The organism is Cupriavidus sp. GW822-FHT03E04 (genome assembly GCF_058801495.1).
This window is the reverse complement of the sequence record NZ_JBXANI010000004.1, coordinates 23,937-38,915: the sequence shown is the minus strand read 5'-3', so window position 1 is coordinate 38,915 and position 14,979 is coordinate 23,937. Positions and strand designations below refer to the sequence as shown.

At 65.9% G+C, this 14,979-nt stretch carries 12 protein-coding genes and 1 pseudogene; 7 read left to right on the top strand and 6 right to left on the bottom strand.

Annotated elements, in window-relative coordinates; genetic code table 11:
• Window positions 1-27 precede the first annotated feature (27 nt).
• From AC1RQC_RS06000 to AC1RQC_RS05985, 4 genes are all read right to left on the bottom strand, one after another.
• On the bottom strand, window positions 28-492 hold the full coding sequence (locus AC1RQC_RS06000) for a TadE/TadG family type IV pilus assembly protein (protein WP_043357084.1): 465 nt from the start codon (window positions 490-492) through the stop codon (window positions 28-30).
• Between the two features lie 87 nt (window positions 493-579).
• The gene (locus tag AC1RQC_RS05995) at window positions 580-1,086 is read right to left on the bottom strand and encodes an A24 family peptidase (protein WP_492809580.1); all 507 of its coding nucleotides are present in this window, start codon (window positions 1,084-1,086) and stop codon (window positions 580-582) included.
• Window positions 1,087-1,275 carry a Flp family type IVb pilin gene (locus AC1RQC_RS05990; RefSeq protein ID WP_492809578.1) on the bottom strand — a complete coding sequence of 63 codons (189 nt, stop codon included), beginning with the start codon at window positions 1,273-1,275 and terminating at the stop codon, window positions 1,087-1,089.
• 355 nt (window positions 1,276-1,630) lie between these two features.
• Entirely contained in the window at window positions 1,631-2,806 is a 1,176-nt protein-coding gene (locus AC1RQC_RS05985) for a collagen-like triple helix repeat-containing protein (RefSeq protein WP_492371313.1), read from the bottom strand.
• A gap of 702 nt (window positions 2,807-3,508) precedes the next feature.
• On the opposite strand from AC1RQC_RS05985, the gene AC1RQC_RS05980 reads away from it, so the two are divergent.
• The 5 genes and pseudogenes from AC1RQC_RS05980 (at window position 3,509) to AC1RQC_RS05960 (ending at window position 10,694) form a co-directional block, all read left to right on the top strand.
• Window positions 3,509-4,957, top strand: coding sequence for a collagen-like triple helix repeat-containing protein (locus AC1RQC_RS05980; RefSeq protein ID WP_492809576.1), 1,449 nt, complete (start codon window positions 3,509-3,511; stop codon window positions 4,955-4,957).
• A 199-nt stretch (window positions 4,958-5,156) separates the two neighbouring features.
• On the top strand, window positions 5,157-6,824 hold the full coding sequence (locus tag AC1RQC_RS05975) for a ShlB/FhaC/HecB family hemolysin secretion/activation protein (RefSeq protein WP_492371311.1): 1,668 nt from the start codon (window positions 5,157-5,159) through the stop codon (window positions 6,822-6,824).
• A 10-nt stretch (window positions 6,825-6,834) separates the two neighbouring features.
• Window positions 6,835-7,065: pseudogene (locus AC1RQC_RS05970) on the top strand (TonB-dependent receptor plug domain-containing protein); the annotation flags it as partial.
• A gap of 480 nt (window positions 7,066-7,545) precedes the next feature.
• Window positions 7,546-9,762 carry a TonB-dependent receptor gene (locus AC1RQC_RS05965; RefSeq protein WP_492371310.1) on the top strand — a complete coding sequence of 739 codons (2,217 nt, stop codon included), beginning with the start codon at window positions 7,546-7,548 and terminating at the stop codon, window positions 9,760-9,762.
• Window positions 9,763-9,920: 158 nt separating this feature from the next.
• Window positions 9,921-10,694 (top strand): tetratricopeptide repeat protein, encoded by a 774-nt coding sequence (locus AC1RQC_RS05960; RefSeq protein ID WP_492387243.1) that lies wholly within the window; start codon window positions 9,921-9,923, stop codon window positions 10,692-10,694.
• On the opposite strand, the gene AC1RQC_RS05955 is transcribed toward AC1RQC_RS05960, so the two are convergent.
• Together AC1RQC_RS05955 and AC1RQC_RS05950 are read right to left on the bottom strand one after the other, a co-directional pair.
• Window positions 10,663-10,869 carry a dodecin gene (locus AC1RQC_RS05955; RefSeq protein WP_150991561.1) on the bottom strand — a complete coding sequence of 69 codons (207 nt, stop codon included), beginning with the start codon at window positions 10,867-10,869 and terminating at the stop codon, window positions 10,663-10,665. The two genes, AC1RQC_RS05960 and AC1RQC_RS05955, sit on opposite strands and share 32 nt — an antisense overlap.
• A 164-nt stretch (window positions 10,870-11,033) precedes the next feature.
• Window positions 11,034-11,996: a LysR family transcriptional regulator gene (locus AC1RQC_RS05950; protein WP_492371308.1), complete on the bottom strand. Its 963-nt coding sequence runs from the start codon at window positions 11,994-11,996 to the stop codon at window positions 11,034-11,036.
• A gap of 437 nt (window positions 11,997-12,433) precedes the next feature.
• Between AC1RQC_RS05950 and AC1RQC_RS05945 the strand changes: the two genes are divergently transcribed.
• Together AC1RQC_RS05945 and AC1RQC_RS05940 are read left to right on the top strand one after the other, a co-directional pair.
• Window positions 12,434-13,840 (top strand): amidase, encoded by a 1,407-nt coding sequence (locus AC1RQC_RS05945; RefSeq protein WP_492830753.1) that lies wholly within the window; start codon window positions 12,434-12,436, stop codon window positions 13,838-13,840.
• Window positions 13,841-13,952: 112 nt separating this feature from the next.
• A complete protein-coding gene (locus AC1RQC_RS05940; protein WP_492371306.1) occupies window positions 13,953-14,957 on the top strand; it encodes a Bug family tripartite tricarboxylate transporter substrate binding protein in 1,005 nt (334 codons plus the stop codon).
• Window positions 14,958-14,979: the final 22 nt, after the last annotated feature.

Genomic DNA, 14,979 nt, shown 5'->3' with positions numbered 1-14,979 from the left:
GCATCCGCTCGTGGCGTGGGCAGATCCTCATGTGTCAGGTGCCAGTTGCACCGTCGCGCTGCCAGTCAGCGTTGTGGGAATCGGTACCCCGGGTATGACCGGCAAGATCGCGCTTGAGGGAAGGTTCAGCGTTACCGTCACGCATACCGAGCCGCTTGGATTGGCGCAGGAGACAACTTGCGCAATATTGGCGGTGGGAATGACGCTGCTGATTGAGGCAGGCAGCACAGCCAAAGCCGTCGTCGAAGCCGCGCTCACCCGCAAGGCTTGCGTGGCAGCCGCGTTATTGGCCGATGCCCCACTGGGGTAACGCAGGGCTGCACGGGCACCTTCTTCCGCAGCAAGCGTCAGTGTCTGCTGCAGGGCCAGCACGATGCCGAAATAGACAATGCCGATCACGACAGCCAGAAGAACCGGCAGCACGATGGCAAATTCAAGCGCAGCCGTTCCGGACGAGCGCGTCCGCACGGCATGGTTTCCCCGCAATGGCATACTTCACCCGGTTATCTTTTACTTTTTGCGCCGACCGGTGGCGCGGGCGACAGGCGGTTGGCTAACAGCCCCTCGCCCGCGCGGCAGCTACCTTCCCAAAATCATCCAGACCAACAAACCGATCGCAAGGTACGCGGCGTACGGAATGCCGCGCTCCTCCGCTGTATGGCGCACCGCACCGGGGACGCTCATGCCGCCGCCTCGCTGCAACAAGCTTGTGAAATGGTCTCGCCATACAGCCCAGACCGCGCCAGCTTGCATGCGCACCAGCAAGGCATGCGCAAGCGCCAGCAGGCTGCCGACGACCCATACCGTCACCAGCCCCATGGGGCCAGTGAACAAGCCTGTGACGGCGAAGAACTTGATGTCGCCCGCGCCCATGCGGCCGAGTGCATAAACCGGCAACATGACCAGCAGGCCCGCCAGAAAGCCGAGCAGCCGGGAAGCCACCCCAGGCTCAGGAGGCGGCCCGAACGCAAGCGCCAGGCTCATTGCCACAATCGTGGCAACCAGCACGGCATTTGGTACTTTGCGATAAGCGAAATCGGTCCAGATGACTGCCGCGCAGAATAACGCGGCAATTAGGGCTAACACTTAGCCACCGGATGCGGGAAGAATGGCCGTAACCTTGCTGCTCAAGCGAGTGAACAGAGCACTGACGTCAGTGCCTAGTTGGGTGACCGTGCCGATAAGAGCCAGAGCAATGAGTCCCGCAATCAACCCGTACTCGATTGCGGTTGCCCCTTGTTCGTCCCGAAGAAAGCGTGCCAAAGCGTTTTTCATGATGTCACTCCGATTTTAATTTATGTCATCACGCAGCGTCCGCTTACCCCTCCGATACCGCCTCGCTCTTGTGGCCAGGTTAGTACCGAGCGGTAACGCTGGTGAACAATTTATAGATCAAAGCCATGTATCAACCATACCCCCCCTTGGAGTTATAGTTGTCTCAGCATAATGGCTGACGTCCGTTTGAAAACAGTGTTTTTTAAAGAGCAAAAGTTCTACTCGCGTCAAATACCACACCCGTTCGGGTGAGCCATTTGGCGCGGTGTGATGTAAAAGGATGCGCAGCCGCGGGGTAAGGACAACTGCGCACCGTAAAGACGTATCGACGTATTCGACGTATTCAGATCAACAATTAACGAGCCAGGCCACCGAGCAGATTGGTCAGCCCCGGCGTGTTCGGCGTGCTCGATGTCGTCGTAGCCGCACCCGCTGCAGCGTTGCGCGCGCCGCTCAGCACGCCCGTCACAGGCGCCAGCAAACCGGCCAAAGGTCCCAGCGCGCCGGCAGTGCCAGTGCCCGCGGCAGCACCACCCGTCACGCCCCCCAGCAAGCCTGTCACGGGAGCCAGCATGCCTGCCGCGCCTGCGCCCGTGCCCGAGCTGGAACCGCCCGCGATGCCGCCAAGAGGCAGGTTGCCGAGCAACCCGCCGAGCGGATTGCCGCCGGTGCCGTTGCCGTGCACCAGCACGCCGGCCCCGGCGACGGTCTTGCCGGCCTCGGTCACGACACCGCCGAGGCTGGAGACCAATGGGGCCTGGGTATTGGTCAGCAGGCTGCCGCCGCTGGCCACGGAGTTGCCAAGGGTTGCCAGCAGCTTGTCCAGCGGCGCGCCAAGGCCGGTGGCTCCGCCAACCGTTTGCGTAGCGGTGGTAACCTGCGTGGTCAGCGGCACGATCACCTTGCTCACGCTGCCGGTGACTTGCGCCACGGGGCCGGTCGAGAGCGCCTCGCCGAGCTTGCCACCGGCCATCGTCACCGCGCCGCCAACCTGATTGACCAGGCCGCCCACGGGTGTGGTCACCGCGCCTAGCGGCGCCAGTTGCCCGGTGCCGAGGCTGCTCACGAGATCGCCCGCGCTCGATACCGTGACGCCGGCTTTCTGCACCACGTTGCCCGTGCTGGACACGGTGATGCCAAGCGGATCGGTGACTGCACCCATCTTGCCAAGGCCGTCGCGCACACCCACGCCTAGCGTGCCAACCGTGTTCCCCGCATTTACCACTACGCCGCCGAGCGCGTTGCGCGTGGCGTCAGGCAGCAGCGGCACTTGCGCAGCCTGGATCTGCTTGCCGATATCGCTCACCGCATTGCCCGCTGCCACCACCGTATTGCCCACGCCTTCAGTGACCTTGGCGGTGGGCGTGGTGTCGGGCGTCGCAGCCGGTGTATTCGGAGGGGGCGTGGTTGGCGTGACGGCGCTGGGGCTCACGCCGCTGCCGGATCCGCCGGAGGAGCAACCTGCCAGCAGCAACAGTGCGGCGGCACAGGCGAGGGTCATGGATGACATCGGGGCGAAATGCGCTTTCATGGGATCTCCTGGTCTTCCTCGCGGAAGGTTCTCCTTTGGAACTGCAATCGAATTGGCTCTTGGACGATGCATGCGAAGCCTTGAGCGCGGAACGCAATACCGCAATACGACGAAGGCGTTTGCTCCGCGCCGCGCTGTGCGCCGCGCTTGTCGGGAGTCAATACCGCAAGCTGCGTGCCAGCTGCATGGCACGCTGTCGGCAAGGCAGGCCATCACCGCTGGCGCCGCCGCGCAAACCGTTGATTGACGCGGGATGGCGAACATGGGCCAGTCACGCGTCACGTTGCACAGCAAGGCGCCCCCAAGCCGCGCGGCGTGTTACGTGCTACGTAACATGTTCCCCCCTCGATGTTCCCGATGCGCAACTGCGCACGCACCGCCTGCCCACACGTTGCCGACACGGTGGCATGCGGCAGCGGCGCAGGGAACAAGTCCGCGTTGTTCCGTATCGGCGCCGCGGCGTTACGTAACGCGTAACACTGAAACACCGCACAGCGCGCTCATGTCTGGTCCTTTACCGGCTATGTCTCATCCTCTTCAAACCCAAGCGCGGCAAGGCTTGGCGCGTTTTTATCCGGCGTCCGCGCACGAGCCGGCGGCATGCTGGCACGCACTGGCACACCCTTTGCGCTATGGAGTGACACCACGGCAGGCGCCACGCGCTCCGTGATTTCACGACGGGAAGAAAAAAGGGAAAAGGTCATGCGTACTCAACAGATCCTCATCACGGCACTGCTCGGCTCGCTGTTGGCACTTGGCGGTTGCGCAAGTGGTGGTGGCACAACGTCCATGGATACCGGCAGTGGTGCGGGCACCGGCAATGGCGGCGGTACCAGCGCAGGCACCGCCGGCGGCAGCGGCACCAACGCCAGCACGGGCGGTGGCAGCAACGGCGGCAATAACGGTGGGAACAACGGCGGCAACAATGGCGGAAACAACGGTGGCAATAACGGTGGCAACACGGCCGCGCTGACGCCGACCAGCAAGATCGTCGATCAGGCGGGTGGCGTCGTGACCTCCGCCGGCAACGCTGTGAGCGACCTCGGCACGCAGATCAAGAACACCAACCTGCCGATTCTCTCGACCCAATCCAAGGATGGCCTGGGTGGCGTGGTCGGTTCGCTCGGCGCCGCGGTCAGCACCCTGGGCAACGGCGTGCAAAACGGCCTGGGCAACATCCCTAATGCCACCAACCCGCTCGGCACCACGGTGGCAAGCACCGGCGGCGTAGTCAGTCAGGTGGGCAATGCCGTGACCAACGCCGGCTCGCTCGTCAGCGGCCTGGGCAGCGGTCCGCTGTCGCCCCTGGCAGCCGTCACCACACCGGTGGGCTCACTGGTTTCGCAAGTCGGCACCGCGGTCAATGGCGCGGGCGCCCAGCTCGGCGCGGCCCTCTCGACCGGCCCCGTGGAGCAGCTCACCGGCGGCGTCAGCAGGCTCATCGTGCCGCTCACCTCGCAACTCACCAGCACCACGCAGACGCTCGGGGCGGCAACCGGCCTGGGAGCTCCGGTCAACAATCTCCTGGCGACGCTTGGCGGCGGCCTGGCCACGGCGGGCAACACAATCAAGCAGACCAACACGCCGGTGGTGTCGGGCGTGGGCGGCATCGTCGCTGGCGCGGGCAGCACGGTGGCCGCGCTTGGCGGCGTGGCCTACAACCCGAGCGGCACGGGTACTGGCAACCCGCTGGCGCCGGTCACGAGCCTGCTGGGCGGCCTCACGGGTGGTCTGACGGGTGGCAACGCAAGCGGCCCGCTCGCGCCTGTCACCAACCTGGTCAGCGGCCTGACGGGCGGGCTCACCGGCGGCCTGGGCAGTGGTAGCGCGAGCGGCCCGCTCGCGCCCGTCACCAGCCTGGTCAGTGGCCTGACCGGCGGGCTCACCGGCGGCCTCGGCAGCGGCAGCGCAAGCAGCCCGCTCGCGCCTGTCACCAACCTTGTCAGCGGCGTGGTGAGCACGGTCACCGGCGCAGCTGGCGGTGCCTCGGGTGGCGGCGCAGGCAATGCGCTCGCACCGGTTACCGGCATCGTCGCTGGTGTCACCGGCGGCAATGGCGCAGGCAGCGGCAGCGGCTCGGGCAACAACGCACTGGCGCCGGTTACCGGCCTCGTGAGTGGCCTGCTGGGCGGCCTCGGCGGCAAGCGCTAAGTGTCAAGCAGGCAATACATGCTTCGCGCTTCGTGCGCCTGCATGTAAGAATTAAAAAAAGGGGGCGCGTTCGACGCGCCCCTTTTAAAAGAGAACGCGATCGGCCACGCAGCAGCGCCAAGGGTAGCGGCACCCCTGGCGTCATTGGCACAGTGCGTTAAAGCCGCATGCTGATTTTTACGGATCCAGGGGTATTACCATGACGCACACACACCTGCGTGTTGCCACATTGCTGCTCGGCATCGGCGCCTGCAACAGTATCCTTGCGGAGCCACGCAGCCCGATCCTGGGCGATCCCACGCAAACCTTGCCTAGCATCGCGCCCGCGCGCCCGCCGCAGAGCAATGTCACCGTGCAGGTCGAACGGCCAGACTCCGCGCTGCAAAACCTGCTCACCAGCAAGCTCACGCCGCAGCGATTCCAGATCGAAGGCGTGAAGGCGATCCCATTCGCGGAGATCGCAGCCAGGTTCGCACCGCTGGCCGGCAAGGAAATCACGGTGGGCCAGCTGCTGGCGGTAGCGAATGAAGTCACCCAGATGTACCAGCAACGCGGCTTTCCGCTGTCCTTCGCCTTTGTCCCGGCGCAGAGCTTCGAAAATGGCAATGTGCTGGTCACCGTGGTGGAGGGCCATGTTTCCACCATCACGATCCGCGGCGAAGCGGGCCCGGCCGAAGGCCGCCTGCGCGCCATCGCAGAGCAATTGATGCAGGACCAGCCGCTGCGCCGCGAGACCTTCGAGCATTACGTCAACGTGCTGGCGCTGCAGCCCGGCATGCAGGTGGCCGCGACCGTGCAACCGCCGCAGACCACGGACGGCGCCTGCGAGATGGTGCTCGAGGTCAAGCGCAAGCCCTTTACGTTTGGCATGGGCTTGGATTACAAGGATCCGAGCGTGCGCGGCATCTTCACCGCCACCACCAACAGCCTGACGCCGCTGGGAGAACAGATATCGGTCTCCGCGCTGGCGCCCCGGGGCCCGGACCATGAGGAATACTACGTCGCCAGCTACGGCCAGCCGATCGGCACCGAGGGCATGATGGCCCGCCTGAGCGCCTCGCATTACCGTGGCGTGCCGCAAAACGGCACGCTGGCGCAGATCGGCTTCGATACGCGCTACGTGAACGACACCAAGCGCCTCGGCGGCACGCTCAGCTATCCGGTGATCCTCAACAACGCATACTCGCTCACGGCTACCGGCGGCCTCTATGCCAACGACCAGTTCGAGCGCTACACGCAGTCGGGCACGGGCAGCCAGATCGCGCTGACCACGCACGTGCGCGTGCTGAGCGCGGAACTCGCCTATGTGCAGCGGCAGGAGGGCCAGACCCGCAGTGCCACGCTAGGCGTCTACAAAGGCATGAACGCGCTCGGCGCGAGCCGTGAGAACAACGTCAACGACCTGGACTTCGTGCGCAGCCGGCTAGTGGTGTCGCAGGCCACCGACTTGCCCTGGGGCTTCGGCGTAGCGGTATCCGCGGCGGGCCAGTACAGCGGGCAGCGCCTGGCGTCGAGCGAGCAGATCAGCTTTGGCGGCCGCTTCTTCGGGCTCGGCTATCCGGCGGGCGAGGTGGCGGGCGACAAGGGCTGGGGCGCGTCGGCTGAGATCAACCGCCTCTTTACGCCCGGCCTGACCTACCTGAAGACCGTGCAGCCTTACGTGCTGACTGACATGGCGCGCGTGTACTCGAACAGTTTGTCGCTGGTGCACCGCACGCTGCAATCGGTGGCCATCGGCCTGCGCTTCTCGGACCGGCGCTACTACACGCTGGATGTCTCGGTGGCGCAGCCGGTTGGCGACAAGCCGACCAATGCCGCGCGCCGGTCGCCGCGCCTGAACGCGACTTACTCCTATCAGTTTGAATAGGTGATGGCGCACCGCCTCCACCAGCCTCGCCGAGGCGCTGCGCACCGTGCCCGGCATTGCATTTGGCGCGGGCGAAGGCGGCAACCCGGTTGGCGGCCGGCCCTTTATCCGTGGCTACGATGCGCAGGCCAGCACCTTCCTGGATGGCATGCGCGACATCGGCGCGCCATCGCGCGAGATGTTCAACATCGAGTCGGTCGAGGTTACCAGCGGGCCGGCCGGCGCCAACGGTGGCGTCGGCCCACGCAGCACGCACACGCGTGACGACAACCTCTTCAACTATCAGCTCGGCATGGTCTACAAGCCGGCGGAAAACGCCAGTGTCTACTTGTCCTACGGCACCTCGTCCACGGCAGCCGGCGCCGTGGTCGGCCAGGGCAGCGAGCCGAGCGGGATCGCGCCGACCAGCGCGGGCTCCGCGTTGCCTCCGCGCCGCCATTTTCAACGTCAACCTGCGCTACTGAGCCGAGGTGGGTCGCCGCCGTGGCGCGCGGGAGCCGCTCGCGCCACGGCATGTATTCCCATACCGCAACCCCCAACATGTAACGTTTTCGCTACAGACGCTATGCATGTATGTCTTGACTGACATATGAAACGCAAATGATAATCCCTCTCATTCGCAACATCATTCAAGAAATCGGGGGAATTCGTGCAGACCGCTTTTGTCGTCCGGAAGAACAAGAAACATAACGTCATCCCGCGCCTTTCCGGTGCCGTTGGCATGGCGGTCGCAGCCGCGCCGGTGGCTGCCCAATCGGTCAGCACGACCGTTGCCGCCGTGGAATTGCCCGCGGTAACCGTCAGTGGCGCCAACGAAAGCGGCTTCAAGGCGGACACCGCATCGTCGATCAAGACGCCCGCCGCCCTGCTCGATACACCCAAGTCGATCACCATCATTCCGCAGGAAGTGATCCAGAGCACCGGCTCGACCAGCCTGAGCGATGTGCTGCGTACGGTACCCGGAATCTCCTTCGGTGCCGGCGAAGGCGGCAACCCGGTTGGCGACCGGCCCTTTATCCGTGGCTACGATGCGCAGGCCAGCACCTTCCTGGATGGCTTCCGCGACATCGGCTCGCAAAGCCGCGAGCTGTTCAACGTCGAATCCGTCGAGGTCACCAAGGGCCCGGCCGGCGCCTACGACGGCCGCGGCTCGGCCGGCGGCAGCATCAATATCGTCAGCAAGGCGCCCAAGCTGACCAGCTTCGCCGAAGGCAACATTGGCGTCGGCAACGCAGACTACAAGCGCGCCACGGTCGACGGCAACTGGAAGTTCGCTGACCACGCGGCTTTCCGCCTGAACGCCATGTATCACGATGCCGGCGTCGCCGGGCGCGATACCACGCACCAGAGTCGCTGGGGCTTTGCGCCCTCCGTGGCCTTCGGCCTGGGTACCGACACCCGCCTGACGCTGTCCTACTACCACATGCAGTCGGACGATATCCCCGACACCGGCATCCCGTACAACAACCCCACCTTCAATCGCCGCACCGATGGCCGCCCGCGCCTGAGCGTTGCCGGCGACGGCTCGCCGGTGAACGTGCCGCGCAACACCTATTACGGCTTGTCCGATCGCGACTTCCGCAAGGATAAGGCCGATATGGGCACCATCCGCTTCGAGCACGATTTCAGCCCCGCGCTCAAGTTCCGCAACCAGACCCGTATTGCCAAGACCAGTCAGGACTTCATCTGGACCCAGCCGGACGACAGCCAGGGCAATCTGTACTACGGCATGATCTGGCGCCGCGCCAATACGCGTGTGGCCACCGCCAACACCATTGCCAACCAGACCGACCTGTCGGGTGAGTTCGCCACCGGCACGATCAAGCACAAGTACGCCTTCGGCGTGGAGTTCGCGCAAGAGAAGAGCGAGAACGACAGCTACAACGTGGCGACCGGCAGCAACCGCTGCCCGAGCGGCCCGGGCGCTGCCGGCGGCTACAACTGCACCACGCTGTACAACCCGAACCCCAACGACCCATGGGCGGGCGCCATCAGCCGCGCGAACAACCCGACCAACTCGAAGACCAACACCAGCTCGGTCTACGCCTTCGATTCGATCGAGCTGAACAAGCAGTGGCTGCTCAACGCCGGCGTGCGCTTTGACCGCTACAGCACCGAGTTCCAGGCCGCCCGCGCCGCCAACGGCACCCGCGCCGAGTACTCGCGCGACGACAACCTGTTCAACTACCAGTTGGGCGTGGTCTACAAGCCGGTGGACAACGCCAGCTTCTACGTCTCCTACGGCACCTCGTCGACCCCGGCCGGCTCCTTCCTGGCCCAAGGCAGCGACGGCAACGCACTGGGGCCGGACCGCAGTGGCCGCAATCCCGGCTCCGACCTCGCACCGGAAAAGAACCGCGCCTTCGAGATCGGCACCAAGTGGGACGTGCTGCGCAAGCGCCTGGCGCTGACCGCCGCGATCTTCCGCGTGGAAACCACCAATGCGCGCATCACGCAGCAGGACGGCACCGCCGCCATGGCCGGCAACAAGCGCGTGGACGGCGTAGAACTGGGCTTCTCGGGCAACGTCACCGACAAGTGGGCCGTATTCGGCGGCTACACGCACCTGAAGAGCGAACTGCGCAACAACGGCGGCTCCGGTGCGGCCTTCGGCGCCACCAACGGCCAGTCCTTCCCCAACACGCCAGCGGACAGCTTCAGCGTGTGGAGCACCTATCAGATCATCCCCAACCTCACGGTAGGCGGTGGTGCGTATTACGTCTCCAAGGTGTGGGGCAGCGAAGCCACCAACAAGTGGGTGCCCTCGTACTGGCGCTTTGATGCGATGGCCTCGTATCGCATCAACAAGAACGTGGCGGTGCAGCTCAATGTGTTCAACCTGGCCGACAAGGTCTATTACAACCAGGCCTTCGCCAGCCACTACGCATCGATCGCTCCCGGACGCTCGGGTGTCCTGAGCCTCAACGTGCGTTATTAAGCGGCGGCAAGCGCTCGGCAAACCCTGCGCTGCTGACCGGTCTTGCTGGCCGGCCAGCCCGCACACGGCACACCACCCTTGCGGCACGGTGTGCCGTTTTTACTTTATCGCCCCATATGGAAACACCGGAAACACTGGACACACTGGCTACACTCTCCTTGCGCATCGTCTCTCCCGGAGAGCTTGACCAGCTTGGCCCCAACGGCCTGGCCGACAAGCTGCGCGAGCCGCCACACCTGGCGCTGCCCTGGCTGGGCGGCGCCGCCGTGCAAGGCAACCTCGAAGCGCAAATGATTCTCGGCCAGTGGTTTCTCGCCGGCCACGGCGTCGAGCGCGACGAAGCCCGCGCCTTCGCGTGGTTCAAGCACGCCGCGCACGCCGGCCACGCCGGGGCCTCGAACATGACTGGCCGTTGCTACGAAAACGCCTGGGGCACGCTGCAGGACGATCACGCGGCAGCGCAGTGGTACACGCTCGCGGCGCAGCGCGGCTCCGACTGGGGCATGTACAACCTGGCAACCGCGCTGGTGCTGGGCCGCGGCATTGCCGCCAGCCGCCCACAAGCGCTCGACTGGTATCTGCGGGCCGCCGACATGGGGCACGCCAAGTCGCTCAATATCGTGGGCGGCTTCTACGAGGACGGCTGGGAAGTAGAACGCGACGCAGCCGTGGCAATGGACTACTACCGCCGCGCCGCCGAAGGCGGCGATTTTCGCGGCCAGTTCAACTACGCCCGCGCGCTGGCGCTATGCGGCCAGGAACACGAGGCCATCCGCTGGGTGCGGCAAGTGCCACGCACCGCCAATGCGCCCTTCATCGACAAGATGCTCGCCTTCCTGCGCGACGCGCCCGACGCAGCGCTGAACCAGTTGTATAGCCACGCGGACGATGCCGCGCAGCTCAGCTCACGCGAAACCCAATCTTCAGCGTGACCTGGAAGTGCGCAACCTTGCCGTCCGCGATGTGCCCGCGTGTCTCAACCACTTCGAACCAGTCGATATGCTTGATGGTCTCGCTCGCCTTCTCGATGGCGCTACGGATCGCCGCGTCGCAGCCGTCCGGCGACGAGCCCACGATCTCGACCAGTTTGTAGGTGTGGTTTGACATGTCCGCCCTCCTTGGCGCGATGGCCGCTGGCTATGATCCGCACCCGCCAGCTTGGTGCTCCGGATACGTTTCTCCATCATAGGCAGCGGGCACGGCAAATCCAAAGTGCGGTTACTCGCCGACAAGATTGCTGACGGGTTAAGCACCGGCCCCGTGCCGGCGTTTCATGCCTGAGGCTGGCCCGCGCGCCGGCGTGCCGGCTGGTCCGGCACCGCGCGGCGCCGCCCGGCGATGTCCTCGGCGAGCCATTCGACGAAGGCGCGCACCGCCGGCGGCAGGTGGCGCCCCGCCATGGTCTGTATCTGCAGCGCGCGCTGCTGCATGGCGCGGCTGGCGATCGGCACCAGCACGCGCCGCTCCGCGCGCAGGTTGTTGCGCACCGCCAGGGAACCCGTCAGGTACACCGCGTCCGCGTACGCCTGGTAGCCCACCAGCGCGCTCAGTGAATTGCTGCTAAGCAATATGCGCGGGCGCAGCCCCTCCACGCCGCAGGCCAGGTCGAACAGTTGCCGGATGGTGTTGGTTTCGCTGGGCAGCGCCAGCGGATACGCAACCACTTCCTTCAGGCTGGCGCGCTTGAGCGCGGCCAGCGGATGCTTGCGCGCTACATAGGCATAGACCGGCGCGGCTTCCGAATAGGCAACTTCGATGCCTTCCTGGGCCGCGATGGCGAACGTCAGCGCCAGGTCCACCGTGCCCTCGCGGACCATGCGCGTGGCGACCGCGGGCGCGCAGACTTCAAGCGAAAAGCTCACGCCGGGGAAACGGCGCTGGAACAGCGCCATCGCGTAAGGCATGTAGTCCCGCGCAAAGCCGTCGGTGCAGGCCAGCCTGACTTTGCTGTGCGCCACGCTAAGCAAGCCCTGGAGATCGGCCTGCAGGGTCTGCGCGTCGAGGAAGGCGCGGCGTCCGTACTGCTGCACCACCAGTCCGGCCTCGGTCAGGCGCATGCCGCGCGGCTCGCGCTCAAAGAGCGCCGTACCGAGTTCCGCTTCGAGCCGGGCCACCTGCCGGCTGATGGCCGACACCGCGACATGCAACGAGGCAGAGGCCGCGCTGAGCGAACCGCGCTGCGCCACCTCCAGGAAATAGGCCAGCGGTACCGCGTGGATCGATGTGAGCTTCATGGTTTTGCTTCCGGCTTCCGTGCCTCTGGCTTGCGCGCTGGTGGTGAGATAGGCGGGCGGCGCGCTGCAATGCCGCACCGGCCTTTGCACAATGATAATTCCTGCCTGCACTTGCCTTGCTGATTTTAGAAAGCAGCTTTCTAACCGGCCCGAGCGCCATTGGTGCCGAAATGCCGTGCAGCGCGGCCTGCGCGGCAGGTTCTCGCGCAAACGGCACCGTGGCGGTGCGGGTAGTGCGCCGCGCCACGCCACGGGCGGGCGTGAACTGGCATGCAAGGACCGCAGATGCTGTTGGCATTGCGACACGCCCCTTCGCGGGAACCGGCCCGGCTGCCCTTATCGTTACGCCATGCCCCGCCGCGCAGCGTATGCAAGGCGGCATGCGGCAGCGGGGCGCCGACAAAAATGCAATAGCCAAGCAAGGAGACCGTAACCTCATGGAAGACATCTGCTACCTGGGCGCCGTGGAAATGGCCCGCGCCATCCGCACCCGCGAACTCGGCGTGCGCGAAGTGGTTGACGCGCATATCGCGCGCATCCAGCGCGTCAACCCGGCCATCAACGCCATCGTCACCACCACCTTCGACGAGGCACAGGCAGCGGCCGATGCGGCCGACACGGCGCTGGCGCGCGGCGCCGTGCCCGGGCCGCTGTTTGGCCTGCCCGTGGCGCACAAGGATTCCTTCCTGAGCGCAGGCGTGCGCACGACCTTTGGCTCCGCCGTGTACCGGGATTTCGTGCCGGCGCAGGACAGTGCCGTGGTGGCGCGCCAGCGGGCGGCGGGCGCCATCATGCTGGGCAAGACCAACCTGCCGGAGTTCGGCGCGGGCTCGCACACCTTCAATGCCGTGTTCGGCGCCACGCGCAACCCCTACCGCCAGGACGTATCGGCGGGTGGCAGCAGTGGTGGCAGCGCGGCGGCGCTGGCCGCGGGCATGGTCGCGTTGGCCGATGGCTCGGACATGGGCGGTTCGCTGCGCAACCCGGCCAGCTTCTGCAACGTGGTGGGCTTGCGAGCGTCGATCGGCCGCGTGCCGATGACGCCGGCCAACCATGCCTTCAACACGCTCACGGTGGGCGGGCCGATGGGCCGCTCGGTGGCGGATGTGGCGCTGATGTTCAGCGTGCTGGCCGGCGACGATCCGGCCGACCCGCTGGCAATCGCTGCCGACGCCAGCGATTTCGCCACCCTGCCCCGGATCGATGGCAAGGGCCTGCGCGTGGCGGTCAGCCCGACGCTCGGCGGGCTGCCGTTCGAGCCGGCGGTGAGCCGCATGCTGCAGGAGGGGATTCGCCAGTGCCAGGCGCTGGGCTGCACGGTGGACGAGGCGGAGCCGGATTTCAGCGGGGCCGACCACGCCTTCGAGGTGCTGCGCGCGCTGGCGTTCGCCACCAATTACGGCGCGGCGCGCACCGAGCATGGCGAACAGATGAAGGAAACCGTGCGCTGGAACATCGATCTGGGCCTGGCCCAGGACGGCGCCGCGATGGCGGAAGCCGCGCGGGCCCACAGCCGCATGTTTGCACGCATGCAGGCGTTGCTGGCGCGTTACGATTTCCTGATCGCGCCGGTGTCGCAGGTGACGCCGTTCGCCGTCGAAACCGAGTATCCGCAGCGCATCGAAGGCGTGCAGATGCCTAGCTATATCGGCTGGATGCGCTCGTGCTACCGCATCACCATCACGGGCCATCCCGCCATCTCGGTGCCCTGCGGCTTTACCGACGACGGCTTGCCGGTGGGCTTGCAGATCGTCGGCAAGTATCGCGGCGAGCGCGCGCTGCTGGCGTTTGCGCAACTGTTCGAGCAGGCCAATCCTGCCGGGCGCATCCGCCCGGCGCTGTAAGCCACCACGGCGGCGCCGGCCAGGACCGGCGCACCGGGCCACATTGACCATTTCGACAACATCGACCACATTGATCGCAACACAAGGGGAAACACAGATGTTTGCAACGCACATGACAAGATGGACGCTGGGCATGACCAGCGGCGTGGCCCGATGCATCATTGGCGGTGCCGCCGCCTGCGCAGCACTGGCGGCTGCCGGGCCGGCGCTGGCCCAGACGTACCCGGACAAGCCGGTCAAGCTGGTAGTGCCGTTTCCCCCGGGCGGCTCCACGGATGTGCTGGCCCGCCTGGTGGCGCGCAAGCTGGGCGAAGTGCTGCGGCAATCCGTGGTGGTGGAGAACAAGGCCGGTGCGGGCACGATCGTCGGTGCCGACTATGTGGCGAAAGCCACGCCTGACGGCTATACCCTGCTGCTCAGTGCCGCCACCACGTTCACCGTGAATCCGGTCACATACTCGCGCCTGCCCTACGACTCGCTCAAGAGCTTCGAGCCGCTCGGCATGGTCGGCTCCACCGCGCTAGTGCTGCTGGCCAATCCGGCGGTCAAGGCGGACACGCTCAAGCAACTGGTGGCCGAGGCCAAGGCCACGCCGGGCGGCATGTCCTACGGCTCCTATGGCGCGGGCACCACCGCGCACTTCGCGGGCGAGATGATCAACGCGGCGACCGGCATGGGCTTGCTGCACGTACCGTACAAAGGCAGCGCGCCCGCCATGGCCGACCTGATCGGCAATCAGATCCCGCTGTCGGTCGATACCGTGGTGGCAGCCGCGCCGCAAATCAAGGGCGGCAAGGTCAAGGCCATCGCCGTCACCAGCGCCGCGCGTTCGATGCTGTTGCCCCAGGTGCCCACGGCGATCGAAAGCGGCTATCCCGGCGTGTCGCTCAGCACCTGGTTTGCCATCGTCGCGCCCAAGGGCATTCCCGCGCCGGTGCGCCAGACGCTGGACGCCGCCATTGCCAGCATGATGAAGGATCCCGCGCTGCAGCAGAGCATGACCGCCAACGGCTTCGAGCCCGAGTACGGCAGCGCCGGCGAATACCGCGCGCGCGTCACCAGCGAGATCGCGCGCCTGCGCAAGATCGCGCAAGCGGCCAATATCCACGCGGATTAAGCGGCATCAGCCAGCATCAACA

Excerpts from the sequence above, each read along its gene's own strand:
- AC1RQC_RS06000 (WP_043357084.1), bottom strand. The coding sequence starts at position 492 with ATGCCATTGCGGGGAAACCATGCCGTGCGGACGCGCTCGTCCGGAACG.
- AC1RQC_RS05990 (WP_492809578.1), bottom strand. The coding sequence starts at position 1,275 with ATGAAAAACGCTTTGGCACGCTTTCTTCGGGACGAACAAGGGGCAACC.
- AC1RQC_RS05985 (WP_492371313.1), bottom strand. The coding sequence starts at position 2,806 with ATGAAAGCGCATTTCGCCCCGATGTCATCCATGACCCTCGCCTGTGCC.
- AC1RQC_RS05980 (WP_492809576.1), top strand. The coding sequence starts at position 3,509 with ATGCGTACTCAACAGATCCTCATCACGGCACTGCTCGGCTCGCTGTTG.
- AC1RQC_RS05975 (WP_492371311.1), top strand. The coding sequence starts at position 5,157 with ATGACGCACACACACCTGCGTGTTGCCACATTGCTGCTCGGCATCGGC.
- AC1RQC_RS05965 (WP_492371310.1), top strand. The coding sequence starts at position 7,546 with ATGGCGGTCGCAGCCGCGCCGGTGGCTGCCCAATCGGTCAGCACGACC.
- AC1RQC_RS05955 (WP_150991561.1), bottom strand. The coding sequence starts at position 10,869 with ATGTCAAACCACACCTACAAACTGGTCGAGATCGTGGGCTCGTCGCCG.
- AC1RQC_RS05950 (WP_492371308.1), bottom strand. The coding sequence starts at position 11,996 with ATGAAGCTCACATCGATCCACGCGGTACCGCTGGCCTATTTCCTGGAG.
- AC1RQC_RS05945 (WP_492830753.1), top strand. The coding sequence starts at position 12,434 with ATGGAAGACATCTGCTACCTGGGCGCCGTGGAAATGGCCCGCGCCATC.
- AC1RQC_RS05940 (WP_492371306.1), top strand. The coding sequence starts at position 13,953 with ATGACAAGATGGACGCTGGGCATGACCAGCGGCGTGGCCCGATGCATC.